We start from the raw sequence: 18,171 nt of genomic DNA, 5'->3' as shown, positions 1-18,171 counted from the left end.
CCGCGACCCACGACCCTGAGGACGCCGGACGAGGCGCGACCCCCACCAGCGGGGCCGCGCCTCGTCCGTGCGCGCGGGCCGGGCCGGCGAGGGTCAGGCGTCGCCGCGCGCCAGCAGCCGGCCGGTCGGGCGGTCGAAGGTGATCTCCTCGCCCCGCAGGTACGTCGCGACGACAGCGCCCGACAGCGCGCGGTCGGCGTACGGGGTGATGGGGTTCTTGTGGTGCAGGCGGGCCGGGTCGACGACGAACGCGGTGTCCGGCTCGACGACCGCGAGGTCCCCGTCCCGGCCGAGGGCGATCTCGCCCTTGCGCCGCAGCCCGGCGATCCCGGCCGGCCGTGCCGACATCCACTCCACGACGCGCGCGAACGAGATGCCGCGCGTGCGGGCCTCCGTCCAGACGATCGCGAGCCCGAGCTGGAGCGACGAGACCCCGCCCCACGCCGTCCCGAAGTCCCCCGTGTCGAGCTCCTTGAGGTCGGGCGTGCTCGGCGAGTGGTCGGAGACGATGCAGTCGATCGTCCCGTCGAGCAGGCCCTCCCAGAGCAGCTCCCGGTTGTCGATCTCCCGGATGGGCGGGCAGCACTTGAACTGGGTCGCGCCGTCCGGGATCTCCTCGGCCGCGAGCGCCAGGTAGTGCGGGCACGTCTCGACCGTGAGGCGCACGCCCTCGCGCTTCGCGCTGCGGATCATCGGCAGCGCGTCCGAGCTCGACAGGTGGAGCACGTGCGCCCGGGCGCCGGTCCAGCGCGCCGCCTCGATCACCGCGGCGATCGCGACGTTCTCGGCGCCGCGCGGGCGCGACGCGAGGAAGACGTCGTAGTGGTCGCCGTGGGGCTTGGGCGCGCGGTCGATCGCCCGGGAGTCCTCGGCGTGCACGAGCATGAGGCCGTCGAAGTCGGCGAGGACCCGCAGGTCCTCCTCGAGCTCGTCGGGCTCGAGGTAGCCGAACTCGTCGACGCCCGAGTGCAGCAGGAAGCACTTGAAGCCGAAGACGCCGGCGTCCCACAGCCCGCGCAGCTCTCCCGTGTTGCCCGGGACGGCCCCGCCCCAGAACCCCACGTCGACGAACGCCTGGTCGTGCGCGACCTTCTGCTTGAGCTCGAGCGCCGCGACGTCGACCGTCGGCGGGATCGAGTTGAGCGGCATGTCGACGATGGTCGTCACCCCGCCCGCGGCGGCGGCCCGCGTCGCGGACGCGAAGCCCTCCCACTCGGTGCGGCCCGGCTCGTTGACGTGCACGTGGGTGTCGACCAGGCCGGGGATCAGCACCTGCTGCGCGGTCAGCTCGACGACGCGCCGGCCCTCCAGCCCTGCACCGAGCGGCTCGACCGCCGTGATGACGCCGTCGGTCACCGCGACCTCGCGCGGCTGCTCGCCCGACGCGACGAGCACGCGCTCGCCGCGCACGACGAGGTCGGGCAGCCGGTCGCCCGCCGTCGCTCCCCTGCCGGTCTCTCCACCCGTGCTCATCCCACCACTCTCCCTCACTCGTGGTCCGTCGCTCAGTCGAGCAGGGCCGACGCCGTCGGCGCGTCGTCCGCGGAGATCGCGAGCGCCTCGAACTCGTTCACGGCGTCGATCCCGGCCGCCCCCATGGCGATGTTCGTCACGCGCTCGAGGATGACCTCGACCACCACGGGCACCTTGTACTCCTCCGCGAGCCCCTGCGCCTTGGCGAACGCCTCGCCGAGCTCGTCCGGGTCGGTGACGCGGATCGCCTTGCACCCGAGACCCTCGGCGACCTTCACGTGGTCGACGCCGTAGCCGCCGATCTCCGGGGAGTTGACGTTCTCGAAGGACAGCTGCACGTGGTAGTCCATGTCGAACGCCCGCTGCGCCTGACGGATCAGGCCGAGGTAGGAGTTGTTCACGACGACGTGCACGTACGGCAGGTTGAACTGCGCGCCGACCGCGAGCTCCTCGATCATGAACTGGAAGTCGTAGTCGCCCGAGAGCGCGACGACCTTCTCCGCCGGGTCGTCGGCGAGCGCCTGCACGACGCCGAGCGCGGCGGGACCGGTCCAGCCCAGCGGGCCCGCCTGGCCCGCGTTGATCCAGTGCCGCGGCTCGTACACGTGGAGGAACTGGGCGCCGGCGATCTGGGAGAGGCCGATCGTCGTGACGTACCGCGTGTCGCGGCCGAACGACTTGTTCATCTCCTCGTACACGCGCTGCGGCTTGATCGGGATCTCGGTGAAGTGCGTCTTGCGCTGCAGCGTCGCCTTGTTGTGCTGGACCTGCTCGACCCACGCGGAGTAGTCGCGCGCCGTGCCGGCGGCCGTGCGCTCGCGCGCGACCTCGACGAACAGCTCGAGCGCGGCCTTCGCGTCGGAGACGATGCCGTAGTCCGGGGCGAACACGCGGCCGATCTGCGTGGGCTCGATGTCGACGTGGACGAACGTACGGCCGTCGCGGTAGACGTCGAGGGCGCCCGTGTGGCGGTTCGCCCACCGGTTGCCGATGCCGAGCACGAAGTCCGACGCCAGCAGGTTCGCGTTCCCGTAGCGCTGCGACGTCTGCAGCCCGGCCATCCCGGCGGCGAGCGGGTGGTCGTCGCCGATGACGCCCCACCCCATGAGGGTCGGGACCACCGGGACGCGCAGCGTCTCGGCGAGCTCGACGAGCAGCGCCTCGCCGCCGGCGTTGACGATGCCGCCGCCCGCGATGAGGACCGGCCGCTCGGCGTCGAGGAGCATCTCGATCGCGCGCTCGGCCTGGGCCCGCGTGGCGGCGGGCTTGTTCACCGGCAGGGGCGCGTAGGTGGCGGGGTCGAACTCGATCTCCGTGAGCTGCACGTCGATCGGGAGGTCGATGAGCACGGGGCCCGGACGGCCCGACCGCATGGTCTGGAAGGCCTGCTGGAAGACCTGCGGCACCTGGCCCGCCTCGAGGACGGTCTTGGCGAGCTTCGTCACGGGCTTCGCGATGCTCGCGATGTCGACCGCCTGGAAGTCCTCCTTGTCGAGCTTCGCGACGGGGGCCTGGCCCGTGATGCACAGGATCGGCACGGAGTCGGCCCACGCGGCGTAGAGGCCCGTGATCATGTCGGTGCCCGCCGGGCCCGACGTCCCGATGCAGATGCCGATGTTGCCCTCCCGCGCACGGGAGTAGCCGTCGGCCATGTGCGAGGCGCCCTCGACGTGACGGGCGAGGACGTGACGGATGCCGCCGTGGCGCTGCATCGCCGAGTAGAAGGGGTTGATGGCGGCTCCGGGGAGGCCGAAGGCCTGCGTGGCGCCCTCGATCTCGAGGATCGCCACGGCGGCGTCGACCGCGCGCATACGAGGCATGGTGTGCTCCTTGCTGGGGTGACTTCGTCGTCGAGGTGGGAGAGGTGGCGGACGGCTCAGGAGTCGAGGCGCCCGGAGAGGCGCTCGACGCCGCGGAGCAGGCCCGAGTGGTCCAGGTCGCCGTCGCCGTTGGCGAGGGCCGACCCCATGAGCTGCGCGACGAGCGCGCCGAGCGGCACGACGACGCCCTGCTCCCGGGCGGCGGCCGTGACGATGCCGAGGTCCTTGTGGTGGAGCGCGATGCGGAACCCGGGGGTGAAGGACTTGTCGATCATGTTCTGCTTCTTCTGGTCGAGGACCTTCGAGCCGGCGAGCCCGCCGCCGAGCACCTCGAGCGCGCTGGGCAGGTCCACTCCGTAGGCCTCGAGGAACGCGACGGCCTCGGCGAGCGCCTGGATGTTGGCCGCGACGACGAGCTGGTTGGCGGCCTTGACGGTCTGCCCGGAACCGGTCGGCCCCACGTGGACGACGGTCTTGCCCACGGCGTCGAAGACGGGCCGCGCGGCCTCGAAGTCGGCCGCCTCGCCGCCGACCATGATCGACAGCGCCGCGTTCTTCGCGCCCGCCTCGCCACCGGACACCGGAGCGTCGAGGTAGCGCAGGCCGCGCTCGCGGGCGGCCTCGGCGAGGCGCACGGTGACGTCCGGCCGGATCGACGAGAAGTCGACGACGAGCGTGCCCGGCTGCGCGTTGTCGAGGACACCGCCCTCACCGGTGAGGACCTGCTCGACGTCCGGGGAGTCGGGGACCATGACGGCGACGACGTCGGCGGACTTCACCGCGTCCGCGATCGAGCCCGCGGCGGTGCCCCCTGCCGCGACGAGCGGTGCGGTCTTCTCCGGGCTGCGGTTGTAGCCGAGGACCTGGTGCCCGGCCTCCTGGAGGTGGACGGCCATGGGGCTCCCCATGATGCCGAGGCCGATGAACGCGATGCTCTGCTTCGTCATGTCGTGCTCCTTGCGTGCGGAAGGTCGAGGGAGGAGGCCGGTCGTGCCGGCTGCTGCGCTCGTCAGCGCTGGTCAGCGCTGGTCAGCGCTGGTCGGTGGGCAGCCAGGCGAACGGGTCGGCGGCGTCGGTCTTGTACTCGAGACCGATCCAGCCGGCGTAGCCTCCGGCGCGCAGGTCCTTCGTCCAGCGGTCGATCGGGAGGTCCCCCGTCCCCGGCTCGCCGCGCCCGGGGGCGTCGGCGACCTGCACGTGGGCGATGCGCCCGCGGTAGGTCGAGATCGCCGCGTCGACGTCGTCGCCGTTGACCGACAGGTGGTAGACGTCGAGCAGCAGGCCGACGTTCGTCTCGCCGTGGTCCGCGGCGACCCGGTCGATGACGCGGACGGCGTCCGCGGCGGTCCGCAGGGGGTACGCGGGCGCGCCGCTCACCGGCTCGACGAGCACCGTGCCGCCGATGCGCGCGACCGCCCGCGCCGCGAGCGCCAGGTTCTCCGCGCCGAGCTCGTCCTGCTGCTCGGCCGGGACGCCCTCCTGGCGGTTGCCGTAGAGCGCGTTGAACGCGCGGCATCCCGTGCGCTCCCCGATCGCCGTGACGACGTCCAGGTTGGCGCGGAGGTCCGCGGACCGCTCCGGCCACGACACGAGGCCGCGGTCTCCGCCGGGCATGTTCCCCGCGTCGAAGTTGAGGCCGGTGAGCTGGACCCCCGCGCTCTCGATCGCGTCGACGAGCGCGCCCACCTCGTCGGGCTCGGGCGTGGGCGTCGCGAAGGGCCACCAGAGCTCGATCCCGCGGAAGCCCGCCGCCGCGGCGGCGGCCGGCCGCTCGAGGAGCGGCAGGTCCGTGAGCAGGATCGAGCAGTTGACGGTGTACGTCGGGTCGGTCGCGTTCGTCATCGTCGTCTCCCGGGTCGGGCCCCGCAGTGTCGCCTCGTCGCGACTTCCATTCTGCGGAACTTTTATTCTGCTACATGGAAGTGTAGGCAGTCGTGCGCGCGGCAGTCAACACCTGGGCGGCGCCCGGAGCGTCCGGCTCCTCGTCGAGGGCATGACGAGGGCCCGGTCTCGCGGACGAGACCGGGCCCTGTTCGTGCCCGCAGCGCGTGCGGGGCGTCAGCGGCGGTCGAGCCTGACCTGCCGGTTCACGTCCTTGTAGAGCAGGTAGCGGAACGGCTTGGGGCCGCCCGCGTAGCACGCCTGCGGGCAGAAGGCCCGGAGCCACATGAAGTCGCCCTCCTGGACCTCGACCCAGTCCCCGTTGAGGCGGTAGACGGCCTTGCCCTCGAGCACGTAGAGGCCGTGCTCCATGATGTGCGTCTCCGCGAACGGGATCGACCCGCCCGGCTGGAAGGTCACGATGTTGACGTGCATGTCGTGCGCGAGGTCGTCGGGGTCGACGAACCGCGTCGTCGCCCACACGCCGTCGGTGTCGGGCATCTCGCGCGGCTCGACGTCCTGCTCCCGCGTCACGAACGACGTCGCGCGGTGCCCGGCGACCGGCTCGTACACCTTGCGCACCCACTGGAACGACGCCTTGGCGTCCGACCGGTTGTGCAGGCCCCACCGCTCCCCCGCCGCGAGGTAGGCGTAGCCGCCCGGCTCGAGCACGTGCTCGGTGCCGTCGAGCGTCAGGACGAGCGTGCCCTCGGTGACGAAGACGACCGACTGGACCGTCTCCTCGTCCTCGCCCTGGTCGGCCCCGCCGCCCGGCGCGACCTCCATGACGTACTGCGCGAACGTCGTCGCGAAGCCCTCGATGGGCCGCGCGAGGACCCACAGCCGCGTCGACTCCCAGCCCGGCAGCTTGCTCGTCACGATGTCGCGCAGCACGCCGCGCGGGATCACCGTGTACGCCTCGGTGACGATCGCACGGTCGGTGAGCAGCTCGGTCTGGCCGGGCAGGCCACCCTGGGGGGTGTAGTAGCGGGTGGTCTGGGTCATGTCTCTCTCCTCGGGGTCGTGGCCGGCAGGACCGGCCGCAGCGTGCGGGAACCCGGGGCTACCGGGGTGACGTCGGGCGGGGGCGTCAGCCCGCCACGGGCGCGGGGGCGTGGCCCGTGACGCGCACGCGGTCCAGGCCGTCCCGGTCCAGCCCGGTGGCCGTCCGGACCTCCGCCTCCGTGAGGGCGCCGCAGTCGACGCCGCGGCCGAGGAACCAGGCCATCGCCTTGGCGGTGGCGGGCTCGTCGAGCACGCCGCCGGCGTCCGGCACGAAGCCCACGTAGGCGGCGAGACGCGCGAGCGCCTCGACGGCGCCCTCCCGGTAGAAGGCGTACGTCGCCGCGAACCGGCTGGGGAGCTGCGCGGGGTGCAGGTCCCACCCCTGGTAGTAGCCGCGCTCGAGCGAGCGCCGCACGAGCCGACCGTGCAGGCGCCACGCGGCGTCGACGGACCCGGCCTCCCCGACGGGCAGCACGTTCGTCGAGCCGTCCGAGAGGCGCACGCCCGTGCCCGCGACCGCGAGCTGCATGACCTGCTTCGCGTGGTCGGCCACCGGGTGCTCCATCGACTGGTACCCGGCCGCGACGCCGAGCGACGCCGAGTAGTCGTACGTCCCGTAGTGCAGGCTCGTCACCCGGCCCGGGGCCGCGTGCACGAGCCGTGCGACCGTCGCGGTGCCGTCCGCCGCGAGGATCGCCTGCGGCGTCTCGACCTGGACCTCGAACCGCAGCGTCCCGGGCTCGAGCCCGTTCGCGTCCTCGACCTGCTCGCACACGCGCGCCATCGCGACCACCTGCTCGGGCGACGTCACCTTGGCGAGGGTGACGACGAAGCCCTCCGGCAGACCGCCGAGCCCGCGTGCGCCGCGCTCGGCCACGAGCTCGGCGACGAACAGGGCCGCTGTCCGGACCCCGCGCCGGCGCGTCGCGGGCTCGAGGCACTTGATCCGGATGCCGCTGAAGGGCGTCGCCGTGCCGTCCGCCTCCGACGCCGCGAGAGCCCGTGCCGCCGCGACCACCGCGGCGTCCTCGGCCGCGTCACCCCGGTCGCCGAACCCGTCCTCGAAGTCGACGCGCAGGTCCTCGATCGCCTCGGCGGCGAGCTTGGCCGTCACGCGCTCCGTGACCGCCGCGGCGAGCACGGGGTCCTCGATGCCCAGCACGTCGACGAGGCGCCGCACCCCGCCCGCGGACTCGACGGCCGCCCGGGCCTGGGCGGCCCACTCGGCCGCGAGCCCGGCGGTGTAGTTGTGACCCGGCACGTAGACGGTGTGCACCGGCTGGCGCGAGCCGTCGTCCCCCGGGTAGCGGGCCTCGAGCTCCGCGTCCCAGGGGCCGAGCAGACCGTCGAGCGTCGTGTGCAGCGCCTCGACCTCGCCCTCGGAGAACCCGGCGGGCATCAGGACGCCTCGTCCGACGACTCCGCCGCGACGACCGCGTCGTACGCGGGCACGGTGAGGAAGTCGACGTAGCGGTCGTCGAGCGCGATGCTCTCGACGAGCGTGCGGGCCTGCTCGTAGGGCCCGGCGTCGTACGCCTCGGGCCCGACGTCGGCCCGCAGGCGGGCGGTCTCCTCGCCCAGCAGCGTGCGGACCAGGTCCGCGGTGATCGTCGTGCCGGCACCCTCACCGGCCGTGAAGCGGGCGCCCGAGCGCACCCACTGCCACACCTGCGAGCGCGAGATCTCCGCCGTGGCGGCGTCCTCCATGAGGTTGTGGATCGCCACCGCCCCGTTGCCCGCGAGCCACGCGGCGACGTACGCGACCGACACGTAGAGGTTGTTGCGCAGCCCGGTCTCGGTGATGTCGCCCTGCGCGGACGACACGTCGAGGAGCTGGTCCGCCGTCACGTGGACGTCGGGCCGCTGCCGGTCGAGCTGGTTCGGGCGGTCGCCGAGCACCTCGTCGAACACCTCGCGGCAGACCGGCACGAGGTCCGGGTGGGCGACCCAGGAACCGTCGAAGCCGTCGCCCGCCTCGCGCTGCTTGTCCGCGCGCACCTTGTCGAACGCCTGCGCGGTGACCTCCGGCTCGCGCCGGTTCGGGATGACGGCGGCCATGCCGCCCATCGCGAACGCTCCGCGCCGGTGGCACGTCGAGACGAGCAGCTCGGTGTACGCGCGCATGAACGGCGCCGTCATGGTGATCGCTCCGCGGTCGGGCAGGGTGAACGCCGACCCCGAGTCGCGGAAGTACTTGATGACGGAGAACAGGTAGTCCCAGCGGCCCGCGTTGAGCCCCGACGCGTGGTCGCGCAGCTCGTAGAGGATCTCGTCCATCTCGAAGGCCGCGGGGATCGTCTCGATGAGGACCGTCGCGCGGACGGTCCCGTGCGGGACGCCGAGCGCCTCCTGCGCGACCGTGAAGACGTCGTTCCACAGGCGCGCCTCGAGGTGCGACTCCATCTTCGGCAGGTAGTAGTACGGCCCGGACCCCCGCGCGAGCAGCTCCGTCGCGTTGTGGAAGAAGTGCAGGCCGAAGTCGACCAGGGCGCCGACGGCGGGTGCGCCGTCGACCTGGACGTGCACCTCGTCGAAGTGCCAGCCGCGCGGCCGGACGACCATGACGGCGAGCGGCGCGTCGTCGGTCTCGGGGCGCAGCGCGTACTGCTTGCCCTCGGGCGACGTGAACGCGAGGGTGCGGCGGGTCGCGTCGTGCAGCGCGACCTGGCCGCCGACGACGCTGGCCCAGTGCGGTGTCGACGCGTCCTCGAGGTCCGCGAGCCAGACCTTGGCCCCCGAGTTCAGCGCGTTGATCGCCATCTTCGGGGTCGGCGGGCCGGTGATCTCGACGCGACGGTCGAGGAGGTCGGCCGGCGCACCCGCGACCGTCCAGTCCGCCGCGCGCACGTCGGCCGTCTCGGGCAGGAAGTCCAGCCGTCCGGTGCGCGAGACCTCCTCGCGCCGCGCGGCGCGCGCCGCGAGGAGCTCGTCGCGGCGCGCACCGAACCGGCGCTGGAGGTCGGCGACGAACGCGAGGGCCTCGGGCGTGAGGATCTCGTCCGCGCGCTCGACGGCGGGGCCGTGGACGGAGACGGCCGTGGTGGTGGTCATGGTGTGTCCTCTCTGCGGGATGCTCTCGGCGCCACGGGGGCGGTCGCCGTCAGGACCGTGCGGCGGGGGCGCCGGCCGGGCGGCCCGACGGGGCGCTCCCCTGAGCCTGGCCCGCGCGGTCGCGCTCCGCGACCTCGGCGACCGCGCGGGCCACCGACGTCGCGACGGCGGGCTCGAACACGCTCGGCACGATGTAGCTCGCGCTGAGCTCGGCGGGCTCGACGGCGTCGGCGATCGCGACGGCGGCGACCCGCAGCATCTCGTCGGTGATCTCGCGCGCCCCGGCGTCGAGCAGCCCGCGGAACAGGCCCGGGAACGCGAGCACGTTGTTGATCTGGTTCGGGAAGTCGCTACGGCCCGTCGCGACGACGGTCGCGTGCTGCGCGGCGGCGATCGGGTCGACCTCGGGCGTCGGGTTGGCGAGCGCGAACACGATCGCGTCGTCGGCCATCGTCGCGACGTCGTCCCCGGTGAGGATGTTCGGGCCCGAGACCCCGACGAACACGTCCGCCCCGGCGAGACCCTCGCGCAGGGTCCCCGTGAACCCGTCGGCGTTCGTCGTCGCCGCGAGCCGGCGGCGGTTCTCGTCGTCGCCCGCGTTGCCCGCGTGGAGCGCGCCCTTGCGGTCGAACGCCACGACGTGCCGCGCGCCCTGACCCTGCAGGAGCTTGATGATCGCCGATCCCGCGGCACCCACGCCGGACACGACGATCCGCACGCCCTCGATGGACTTCCCGACGACGCGCAGCGCGTTGGTCAGCGCGGCGAGCACGACGATCGCGGTGCCGTGCTGGTCGTCGTGGAACACGGGGATGTCGAGCTCGTCGCGCAGGCGGCGCTCGATCTCGAAGCAGCGCGGCGCCGAGATGTCCTCGAGGTTGATCCCGCCGTAGACCGGCGCGATCGCCTTGACCGTGCGGATGATCTCCTCGGTGTCCGTCGTGTCGAGGCACACGGGCCACGCGTCCACGCCCGCGAACTGCTTGAACAGCGCGGCCTTGCCCTCCATTACGGGCAGGGCGGCCGCAGGGCCGATGTCGCCGAGGCCGAGGACCGCGGTGCCGTCGGTGACGACCGCGACGGTGTTGCGCTTGACCGTGAGGCGGCGCGCGTCCTCGGGCCGCTCCGCGATGGCGAGGCACACGCGCGCGACCCCGGGCGTGTACGCCCGGGCGAGGTCGGCGCGGTGGCGCAGCGGCACCTTGGGGTTGACCTCCAGCTTGCCGCCGAGGTGCATGAGGAAGGTCGCGTCGCTCACGTGCCGGACGGTGATGCCGTCGAGCGCGCCGAGGGCGTCGCGGATCTGCTCGACGTGCGCGGCGTCGACCGTGTCGGCCGTGATGTCCACGACGAGGACGTCGGCGCCGGACTCCGAGACGTCCACGCCGGTGATCGCCGCGCCCGTGGCGCTCACCGCGGCGACGAGGTCGCTCGCCGTACGGTGCCCGCTTGGGGCCTCGACGCGCAGCGTGATGGAGTAGCTGGGGCTCGTCGCGACGTGCGCGGCGTGCGGCGTGGGCGTGGTGGGCTGCGGTTCGGACGTCATGGTCGTTCCTTCTTCTCGTATGCTGAGGCGTATCTTCCGTGATGCGGAAGCGAGGGCGGGCGAGCCGCTCTCTTCAGGTCGAGGTGCGAGCCCGTCGCCGGGCCCCGCCCGGTGGACAGGAGATGGTGATGGCCGAGAGCTCCCCGGCGAGGCCGGCAGGCGGCGTGCAGTCCGTCGACCGGGCGATCGAGCTGCTCGAGCTGCTCGCGGACTTCGGCGGCGAGTCGGGCCTGAGCGAGCTCGCGCAGCACGCGGGCCTCCCGCTGCCGACGATCCACCGCCTCCTGCGCACGCTGCTCGCGCAGGGGTACGTCCGCCAGACGCCGTCGCGCCGGTACACGCTCGGCCCCCGCCTCATCCGGCTCGGGGAGTCCGCGGGTCGTCAGCTCGGTGCCGGCGCCCGCCCGTACCTCGAGCGGCTCACCGTGGAGCTCGGCGAGTCGGCGAACCTCGCGATGATCGACCGCGACATGGCGGTGTACGTCGCCCAGGCGTCGTCGCGGCACTCGATGCGGATGTTCACCGAGGTCGGGCGCCGCGTGTTCACGCACTGCACGGGCGTCGGCAAGGCGGTGCTCGCCCAGCTCCCCGACCAGACCGTGCGGGAGATCGTCGCCCGCGTGGGCATGCCGCCCGCGACGGACCAGTCGATCACCGACGTCGACGACCTCCTCAAGGAGCTCGACCGCACGCGCGAGCGCGGGTACGCGATCGACGACGGCGAGCAGGAGCTCGGCGTGCGCTGCTTCGCCGTGGCCGTGCCGGGCGCCCCGACGCCCACCGCGCTGTCCGTCTCGGGACCGGCCGCCCGCGTGACGTACGAGTTCGGCGAGCGCGCCGTCCCCGTGCTGCACCGCGTGGCCGCCGAGCTCGCGGGCGAGCTCATCACGACGGCGCCCTGAGCAAGGGCCCGGCCGACCGCCCGACGGCGACGCGCCCGGCCGGGCCGCGGTGGCCCCGCGGTCCGGCAGGGCGCGTCGCGTCGTCACGTCGTGGCCATGGTCGTCGGGCGCCCGTTGCTCAGCAGAACCCGGTGACGGTCGCCCAGGCACGCGGCTCGGGCGCGACGCCCTCGCGCTGGACGGTCGCCTCGATGAGACCGTACGGGCGGTCGGCCGCGTAGAAGACCTCGTTCGGGTTGTCCAGGCCGAACGGGCCCAGGTCCACGAGGAAGTGGTGCTTGTTGGGCATCGAGAACTTGATCTCGGCGATCTCGGGGACCGCCTCGAGCACGGCCTTGCCCATCGCGAAGAGCGTCTGCTGCAGCGCGAGCGAGTGCGTCGTCGCGAACGCCTCGAGCTGGATTGCGCGGACCCTGGCGTAGACCGCGTCGAAGTCGAGGTCCGTCGTCGTGTACCGCCAGCGCGACGTGACGGACGTCGCGAGGATGCGGTCGTCGGTCTCGACGAGCGTCGTGTACCGGTCCCGCGGGAAGCCGTGGAACTCCGAGCCCGTCGACTTGAGCACGACGAGGTCCGTCAGACCGGAGACCACGAAGACGTCGTCGCCGTCGCGCTGGACGACGGTGGTGCGCGTCTCCTGGTTGTTCCGGACGAACGCGTGGTCGTGCTCGCCGTCGGCGGTCTCGATCCGCTCCCAGGAGTACTGCTCGACCTCCCAGCGGCCGCCCTCGATCCAGTCGAAGTCCTCGACGAAGTGCGTGCCGAGGCGGATCGCGAACTCCTCGATCGCGCCGACCCCGTCCCGGGCGAACGCGTAGACCGTGTTCTTCTGCGTGTCGGTCGCGACGCAGCGCGAGTTGTCGCCCTCGTAGTGCGTCGCCTCCTGGCCGCCCCGCAGCTGCGAGGAGACGTTCACGTCGGTGATGCGGTGGCGGGGGGTGGAGCGGTCGACGCGCACGAGGCGCACCTCCGCCTTGCCCCACTGGTTGTCGCCGAGCACGATGGCGCCGGTCGCGCCCGTCGTCTGCTGGGCTGCCCCGGTGCTGCTCAGGGTCTCGGTCATGTCAGCTCCCTCGATAGGTCGAGTAGGCGAACGGGCTGAGCAGGACGGGGACGTGGTAGTGCTGCTCGGCGCTCGCCACCCGGAAGACGATGACGACCTCCGGGTAGAAGGACACGGTGCTCTGCCGGTCGAAGTACGCGCCCGTGTCGAACACGAGCCGGTACGTGCCGGGGACGAGGGTCTCGGGCCCGAGCTCGGGCACCCGACCGTCGTCGTTCGTGCGGGAGGACGCCACCAGGGACCAGCCCTGCCCCGTCGTCCTGCCCGCGATCTCCGGAGCCGCCTCCAGGCGGACGTCGATCCCCTCGGCGGGCCTACCGCTGGCCGCGTCGAGTACGTGCGTGGTGATGTGGCTGGCGTGCGCGCTCATGCGGACAGCACCCCTTCCAGCCGCAGCGCGGCGATCTCGCGCAGGTTGCGCGCGGCGTTCGCCCGCTCGGTCTGCGCGTCGTTGCCCAGACGCTCCGTGAGCTGCTCGAGGATCTCCTCGGCGCTCCGGCCGGCGGCCCGGACGAGGAAGACGTGACCGAACTTCTCCTCGTAGGCGCGGTTGCCGTCGGCGAGCCGTCGCGCGACGCCGTCGTCGCCCGTGTCGACACCGGACTGCTCGCTGCGGGACATGCGCGCGTCGGCCCGCTCGCCGCTCGCCCGCTCCCCGATGCGCGGGTGGCGCGCCAGCGCGGCGTCGACCTCCGCGTCGGTCCACGGGTCCGCGGCGGTCGAGGCGGCCCTCACGGCGTCGGCGACGGTCGCGTACGGGCGCCCGCCGGCCACGTCGTCGGCCCACCGCTCGACGTGCGCGCACGCGAGCAGCGTGTCCCGCGCGTCCTGCCGGGACATCCCGTTGAACTCGTCCAGCGTCATCGCCGTCCTCTTCGCCAGTCGGAAGTCGGAGTGCTTATCCACATCGCGGAACTTTGTTTCCGCTCAATGAATGTACGCCGCCGCATCGCGAGGTGTCAACCAGACTTCCGCGGAGGGGACGAGCGCGTACCCTCGGCCGCCGCGCCCGTCGCGCCCACCGCAGAGGGGCCCCGGGACGACGACGGGCCCGACAGCGACGCTGCCGGGCCCGAGGTGGTCGTGCCGAGAGGAGGACGGACGGTCAGGCGGAACCGAGACCGACCCGGAACTCGTCCTCGAGGATGCTCATGATCGTCGCGTCGGCCCAGCCGTCGCCGTCGCGGTAGACGTCGCGCAGGCGTCCCTCCTCGCGGAAGCCGAGCGACTCGTAGAGCATGCGCGCCCGCGGGTTGATGCTCAGGACGTCGAGGCTCACGCGGTGCAGGTGCGGACCGTCGTGCCGGACGCCGTCCACGTCGGTGGTGCCGTCGAACGCGAAGCGCAGGACCTCGAAGATCGCCTCCCGCCCGTAGCCGCGCCCACGGTAGTTGGGCAGCAGAGCGAGGCGCAGGTTCGCCGAGCGCGCGTGCTCGTCGATGTCGTTGAGGACGATCTCACCGATCATCTCGTCGCTCACCTGGTGCCCGTCACGCACGGCACCCGACGTGATCGCCCAGTCGTACCGTCCGTCGCGGTCGCTGATCGTCGCCGACCACTCGTCGATCTGCGCGCGCGTGAAGGTCGCCGTCGTCCCCGTGAGCCGGTTCGACTCCGGGTCCTGCAGCGACTCCCACATGCGGTCCGCGTCGCGCGCCTCGATCGGCCGCAGCCGCATCATCTCGCCGAGCAGGACGGGCCCCCTGGTCATGCGATCACCCGATCCGCTCGAGGACGAGCTCGCGCACGCGCCCGGCGTCCGCCTGGCCCCGCGTCGCCTTCATGACCGCGCCGATGATCGCGCCGACCGGGCCGAGGTTCCCGCCCCGGACCTTGGCGGCGACGTCCGGCTGCGCGGCGAGCGCCTCGTCGATCGCGGCGAGCAGCGCGCCGTCGTCCGACACGACCTCGAGGCCACGGGCCACGACGACCTGTTCCGGGTCGCCCTCGCCGGCGAGCACCCCCTCCAGCACCTGGCGCGCCAGCTTGTCGTTGATGCGACCGGAGTCGACGAGACCCTGGAGCTGGGCGATCTGAGCCGGCGTGACCGTGAGGGCGGCGAGCTCCACGTCGTCCTGCTTCGCGCGCCGCGCGAGCTCGCCCATCCACCACTTGCGCGCGCCGGCCGGGCTCGTCCCCGCGGACACGGTCGCCTCGATGAGGTCGATCGCACCGGCGTTGACGACGTCGCGCATCTCGGCGTCCGCGTACCCCCACTCGCCCTGCAGGCGGCGACGGCGCGCGACCGGGAGCTCGGGGAGCCCGGCGCGGATCTCCTCGATCCACTCGCGCGGCGGGGCGACCGGGACGAGGTCCGGCTCGGGGAAGTACCGGTAGTCCTCCGCGTCCGACTTCACGCGGCCCGACGTGGTGACGCCGGTGTCCTCGTGCCAGTGCCGGGTCTCCTGGATCACGGTCCCGCCGGCGTCGAGCACCGCGGCCTGCCGCGAGACCTCGTAGCGCACCGCGCGCTCGACCGAACGGAAGGAGTTGACGTTCTTGGTCTCCGTCCGCGTGCCGAGGGGCGACTCCGGGGTCGGGCGCAGCGACAGGTTGACGTCCGCGCGCACGTTGCCGCGCTCCATGCGGGCCTCGGACACGTCGAGCGCGCGGAAGATGTCGCGCAGGGTCTGCACGTACGCGCGCGCCACCTCCGGGGCCCGCTCCCCCGCGCCCGTGATGGGACGCGTGACGATCTCGACGAGCGGGATGCCCGCACGGTTGTAGTCCACGAGCGAGTACTCGGCGCCGTGGATGCGGCCGGTGGCGCCGCCGACGTGGGTGTTCTTGCCGGCGTCCTCCTCCATGTGCGCGCGCTCGATCTCCACGCGGAACACGGTGCCGTCCTCGAGCTCGACGTCGATCCACCCGTCGTGGGCGATCGGCTCGTCGTACTGCGACGTCTGGAAGTTCTTCGGCACGTCCGGGTAGAAGTAGTTCTTGCGCGCGAAGCGGCAGCTCTCCGCGATCTCGCAGTTGAGCGCGAGCCCGATGCGGATGGCGTACTCGACGGCCTTGCCGTTGACGACCGGCAGCGCGCCGGGGAGCCCGAGCGAGACGGGCGTGACCTGGGTGTTGGGCTCGGCGCCGAAGCTCACCTCGGCGGCGCAGAACATCTTGGTCAGCGTGCCGAGCTCGACGTGCACCTCGATCCCGATGACGGGGTCGTAGCGACGGACGGCGTCGGCGTAGTCGACGAGGTCGACGGTGGTGGCGGTCATCTCGACTCAGCCCTCCTGCTCGGTGTCGGCCGTGGGCAGCGCGGGCGCGCGGTCGAGCAGCGGCCCGCCCCACGCACCGTGCAGCGCCGCCTCGAGCGCGGCGCCCACGCGGTACATGCGGTCGTCGGCCTTCGCGGGTGCGAGGACCTGGAACCCGACGGGGAGGCCGTCGTCCGACAGCCCGGCCGGGACGGACATCCCCGGGACCCCGGCGAGGTTCGCGGGGATCGTCGCGACGTCGTTGAGGTACATCGCGAGCGGGTCGTCGAGCTTCTCGCCGAACCGGAACGCCGTCGTGGGCGCGGTCGGCGAGACGAGCACGTCGGCCTGGCCGAACGCCGCGTCGAAGTCGCGCTGGATGAGGGTACGGACCTTCTGCGCGCTCCCGTAGTACGCGTCGTAGTACCCCGCGGACAGCGCGTAGGTACCGAGGATGATGCGGCGCTTCACCTCGTCGCCGAAGCCGGCGCCGCGGGTCGCGGCCATGACGCGCTCGGCGGTCACGGGGCCGTCCTCGGGCTCGACGCGGAGACCGAACCGCATGCCGTCGAACTTGGCGAGGTTGCTCGACGCCTCGCTCGGCATGATGAGGTAGTAGGCACCGAGGGCGTACTCGAAGTGCGGGCAGGAGACCTCGACGACCTCGGCGCCCATGCCCCGCAGCAGGTCGAGTGACTCCTCGAACCGTGCGCTGACGCCGTCCTGGTAGCCGTCACCGCTCAGCTCGGTGACCACACCGACCCGGACGCCGCTCAGGTCGCCCGTCGCGCCCCGACGCGCCGCCTCGACGAGCGCGGGCACCTTCTCGCGGATCGACGTCGAGTCGCGCGGGTCGTGCCCGCCGACGAGCTCGTGGAGCAGCGCCGAGTCGAGGACCGTCCGCGTGACGGGCCCCGCCTGGTCGAGCGACGACGCCATGGCGATGAGGCCGTACCGGGAGACGCCCCCGTACGTGGGCTTCACGCCGACGGTCCCGGTCACGGCACCCGGCTGGCGGATCGAGCCACCGGTGTCGGTGCCGATCGCGAGCGGCGCCTCGAACGCCGCGACGGCCGCGGCGGACCCGCCGCCGGACCCGCCGGGGATCCGGTCGAGGTCCCACGGGTTCCGGGTGTTGCCGTAGGCGGAGTGCTCCGTCGAGGAGCCCATCGCGAACTCGTCCATGTTCGTCTTGCCGAGGATCGGCAGCCGTGCGGCGCGGAGGCGCTCGACGATCGTCGCGTCGTACGGAGGGACCCAGCCCTCGAGGATGCGCGAGCCGGCCGTCGTGGGCATGCCCTTCGTCACGACGACGTCCTTGACCGCGATGGGGACGCCCGCGAGCGGGTGCAGCTCGTCGCCGGCAGCGCGTCGCTCGTCGACGTCGCGCGCGGTCCGGAGGGCGTCCTCGGTGCTCACGTGGAGGAAGGCGTGGACGGCACCGTCGACGGCGCCGATCCGGTCGAGGTGGGCCTGCGTCACCTCGACGCTCGACGCGTCGCCGGCAGCGAGGCGCGCGGAGAGCTCGGCGGCCGAGAGCCGCGTGAGGTCGTCGGTCATCATTCCTCCCCGAGGATCTGCGGGACGGCGAACCGGCCGTCCTCGGCCGACGGCGCACCGGCGAGGACGTCGGCCACCGGCAGCGCCGGTACGGGGACGTCGTCACGGAAGACGTTGGTGAGCGGGAGCGGATGGCTCGTCGCGGGGACGTCGGGCGTGGCGACCTCGCTGACCTTCGCGATGGCGTCGACGATCACGTCGAGCTCGCCCGCGAGCCGGTCCAGCTCCTCGGGTCGCAGGTCGATGCGGGCCAGCGCGGCGACGCGCGCGACCTCGTCACGGGAGATGGTGGACATGGTCGCCATTCTAGAGGGGCGGCGACGGCGGCAGGAGCGCGCGCCGGCCGGATCGGTCAGACAGCGACCGCGGAGCCGCACGGCTCGGCGGGTGCTCGTCCCGGTCGGAAGGCGGCCGCCTCCTCGTCCGAGCGGGTCGCCGACTGCGTGGGAGCACGCAGAGAGGACTGCGCGAGGGTACGCAGAAATGCCGAAGGCCCACCCCGTGGGGGTGGGCCTTCGGTGAAGGGTTGTCCGGCGGCGTCCTACTCTCCCACCCCGTCTCCAGGGCAGTACCATCGGCGCTGAAGGGCTTAGCTTCCGGGTTCGGTATGGGACCGGGCGTTTCCCCTTCGCTGTGACCGCCGTAACTTCGTCGAACTCGTCCAACCTGG

At 72.9% G+C, this 18,171-nt stretch carries 16 protein-coding genes and 1 rRNA gene; 1 reads left to right on the top strand and 16 read right to left on the bottom strand.

Features of this window, described 5'->3' with window-relative positions:
• Positions 1-93: 93 nt before the first annotated feature.
• The 8 genes from allB to ACWPWV_RS12565 form a co-directional block, all read right to left on the bottom strand.
• Positions 94-1,473, bottom strand: a complete 1,380-nt coding sequence (gene allB, locus ACWPWV_RS12600; RefSeq protein WP_454043319.1) for an allantoinase AllB — start codon at positions 1,471-1,473, stop codon at positions 94-96.
• A 32-nt stretch (positions 1,474-1,505) separates the two neighbouring features.
• Positions 1,506-3,293: a glyoxylate carboligase gene (gene gcl / locus ACWPWV_RS12595; protein WP_454043318.1), complete on the bottom strand. Its 1,788-nt coding sequence runs from the start codon at positions 3,291-3,293 to the stop codon at positions 1,506-1,508.
• Between the two features lie 56 nt (positions 3,294-3,349).
• Positions 3,350-4,306, bottom strand: coding sequence for a 2-hydroxy-3-oxopropionate reductase (locus tag ACWPWV_RS12590; RefSeq protein WP_454044534.1), 957 nt, complete (start codon positions 4,304-4,306; stop codon positions 3,350-3,352).
• Between the two features lie 16 nt (positions 4,307-4,322).
• Positions 4,323-5,135 (bottom strand): hydroxypyruvate isomerase family protein, encoded by an 813-nt coding sequence (locus ACWPWV_RS12585; RefSeq protein WP_454043317.1) that lies wholly within the window; start codon positions 5,133-5,135, stop codon positions 4,323-4,325.
• 216 nt (positions 5,136-5,351) lie between these two features.
• Complete coding sequence (locus tag ACWPWV_RS12580) at positions 5,352-6,179, bottom strand: bifunctional allantoicase/(S)-ureidoglycine aminohydrolase (RefSeq protein ID WP_454043316.1); 828 nt, start codon at positions 6,177-6,179, stop codon at positions 5,352-5,354.
• Between the two features lie 85 nt (positions 6,180-6,264).
• Positions 6,265-7,578, bottom strand: coding sequence for a DUF6986 family protein (locus ACWPWV_RS12575; protein WP_454043315.1), 1,314 nt, complete (start codon positions 7,576-7,578; stop codon positions 6,265-6,267).
• Positions 7,578-9,230: a malate synthase A gene (gene aceB / locus ACWPWV_RS12570; protein WP_454043314.1), complete on the bottom strand. Its 1,653-nt coding sequence runs from the start codon at positions 9,228-9,230 to the stop codon at positions 7,578-7,580. The genes ACWPWV_RS12575 and aceB overlap by 1 nt, the downstream gene beginning before the upstream one ends.
• A 49-nt stretch (positions 9,231-9,279) precedes the next feature.
• Positions 9,280-10,776 (bottom strand): malic enzyme-like NAD(P)-binding protein, encoded by a 1,497-nt coding sequence (locus tag ACWPWV_RS12565; RefSeq protein ID WP_454043313.1) that lies wholly within the window; start codon positions 10,774-10,776, stop codon positions 9,280-9,282.
• Between the two features lie 128 nt (positions 10,777-10,904).
• Between ACWPWV_RS12565 and ACWPWV_RS12560 the strand changes: the two genes are divergently transcribed.
• Positions 10,905-11,678 (top strand): IclR family transcriptional regulator, encoded by a 774-nt coding sequence (locus ACWPWV_RS12560; protein ID WP_454043312.1) that lies wholly within the window; start codon positions 10,905-10,907, stop codon positions 11,676-11,678.
• Between the two features lie 118 nt (positions 11,679-11,796).
• Here the strand turns inward: ACWPWV_RS12560 and pucL are convergent, their stop codons facing one another.
• The 8 genes from pucL to rrf form a co-directional block, all read right to left on the bottom strand.
• Positions 11,797-12,741 carry a factor-independent urate hydroxylase gene (gene pucL, locus ACWPWV_RS12555; protein ID WP_454043311.1) on the bottom strand — a complete coding sequence of 315 codons (945 nt, stop codon included), beginning with the start codon at positions 12,739-12,741 and terminating at the stop codon, positions 11,797-11,799.
• A gap of 1 nt (position 12,742) precedes the next feature.
• Positions 12,743-13,111: a hydroxyisourate hydrolase gene (gene uraH, locus ACWPWV_RS12550; RefSeq protein WP_454043310.1), complete on the bottom strand. Its 369-nt coding sequence runs from the start codon at positions 13,109-13,111 to the stop codon at positions 12,743-12,745.
• The gene (gene uraD, locus ACWPWV_RS12545; RefSeq protein WP_454043309.1) at positions 13,108-13,605 is read right to left on the bottom strand and encodes a 2-oxo-4-hydroxy-4-carboxy-5-ureidoimidazoline decarboxylase; all 498 of its coding nucleotides are present in this window, start codon (positions 13,603-13,605) and stop codon (positions 13,108-13,110) included. The genes uraH and uraD overlap by 4 nt, the downstream gene beginning before the upstream one ends.
• Positions 13,606-13,846: 241 nt before the next feature.
• Positions 13,847-14,452, bottom strand: a complete 606-nt coding sequence (locus ACWPWV_RS12540; RefSeq protein ID WP_454043308.1) for a GNAT family N-acetyltransferase — start codon at positions 14,450-14,452, stop codon at positions 13,847-13,849.
• Between the two features lie 4 nt (positions 14,453-14,456).
• A complete protein-coding gene (gene gatB, locus ACWPWV_RS12535) occupies positions 14,457-15,962 on the bottom strand; it encodes an Asp-tRNA(Asn)/Glu-tRNA(Gln) amidotransferase subunit GatB (protein WP_454043307.1) in 1,506 nt (501 codons plus the stop codon).
• 6 nt (positions 15,963-15,968) lie between these two features.
• The gene (gene gatA, locus ACWPWV_RS12530; RefSeq protein ID WP_454043306.1) at positions 15,969-17,501 is read right to left on the bottom strand and encodes an Asp-tRNA(Asn)/Glu-tRNA(Gln) amidotransferase subunit GatA; all 1,533 of its coding nucleotides are present in this window, start codon (positions 17,499-17,501) and stop codon (positions 15,969-15,971) included.
• Entirely contained in the window at positions 17,501-17,797 is a 297-nt protein-coding gene (gatC, locus tag ACWPWV_RS12525) for an Asp-tRNA(Asn)/Glu-tRNA(Gln) amidotransferase subunit GatC (protein ID WP_454043305.1), read from the bottom strand. The genes gatA and gatC overlap by 1 nt, the downstream gene beginning before the upstream one ends.
• 232 nt (positions 17,798-18,029) lie before the next feature.
• Positions 18,030-18,146: ribosomal RNA gene (gene rrf / locus ACWPWV_RS12520) — 5S ribosomal RNA — on the bottom strand.
• Positions 18,147-18,171 lie beyond the last annotated feature (25 nt).

Source organism: Cellulosimicrobium sp. Marseille-Q8652, assembly GCF_965112045.1.
The sequence above is the reverse complement of the archived record's forward strand: the minus strand, read 5'-3'. Positions and strand labels throughout refer to the sequence as shown.

Excerpts from the sequence above, each read along its gene's own strand:
- allB (WP_454043319.1), bottom strand. The coding sequence starts at position 1,473 with ATGAGCACGGGTGGAGAGACCGGCAGGGGAGCGACGGCGGGCGACCGG.
- gcl (WP_454043318.1), bottom strand. The coding sequence starts at position 3,293 with ATGCCTCGTATGCGCGCGGTCGACGCCGCCGTGGCGATCCTCGAGATC.
- ACWPWV_RS12585 (WP_454043317.1), bottom strand. The coding sequence starts at position 5,135 with ATGACGAACGCGACCGACCCGACGTACACCGTCAACTGCTCGATCCTG.
- ACWPWV_RS12580 (WP_454043316.1), bottom strand. The coding sequence starts at position 6,179 with ATGACCCAGACCACCCGCTACTACACCCCCCAGGGTGGCCTGCCCGGC.
- ACWPWV_RS12575 (WP_454043315.1), bottom strand. The coding sequence starts at position 7,578 with ATGCCCGCCGGGTTCTCCGAGGGCGAGGTCGAGGCGCTGCACACGACG.
- aceB (WP_454043314.1), bottom strand. The coding sequence starts at position 9,230 with ATGACCACCACCACGGCCGTCTCCGTCCACGGCCCCGCCGTCGAGCGC.
- ACWPWV_RS12565 (WP_454043313.1), bottom strand. The coding sequence starts at position 10,776 with ATGACGTCCGAACCGCAGCCCACCACGCCCACGCCGCACGCCGCGCAC.
- ACWPWV_RS12560 (WP_454043312.1), top strand. The coding sequence starts at position 10,905 with ATGGCCGAGAGCTCCCCGGCGAGGCCGGCAGGCGGCGTGCAGTCCGTC.
- pucL (WP_454043311.1), bottom strand. The coding sequence starts at position 12,741 with ATGACCGAGACCCTGAGCAGCACCGGGGCAGCCCAGCAGACGACGGGC.
- uraH (WP_454043310.1), bottom strand. The coding sequence starts at position 13,111 with ATGAGCGCGCACGCCAGCCACATCACCACGCACGTACTCGACGCGGCC.
- uraD (WP_454043309.1), bottom strand. The coding sequence starts at position 13,605 with ATGACGCTGGACGAGTTCAACGGGATGTCCCGGCAGGACGCGCGGGAC.
- ACWPWV_RS12540 (WP_454043308.1), bottom strand. The coding sequence starts at position 14,452 with ATGACCAGGGGGCCCGTCCTGCTCGGCGAGATGATGCGGCTGCGGCCG.
- gatB (WP_454043307.1), bottom strand. The coding sequence starts at position 15,962 with ATGACCGCCACCACCGTCGACCTCGTCGACTACGCCGACGCCGTCCGT.
- gatA (WP_454043306.1), bottom strand. The coding sequence starts at position 17,501 with ATGACCGACGACCTCACGCGGCTCTCGGCCGCCGAGCTCTCCGCGCGC.
- gatC (WP_454043305.1), bottom strand. The coding sequence starts at position 17,797 with ATGTCCACCATCTCCCGTGACGAGGTCGCGCGCGTCGCCGCGCTGGCC.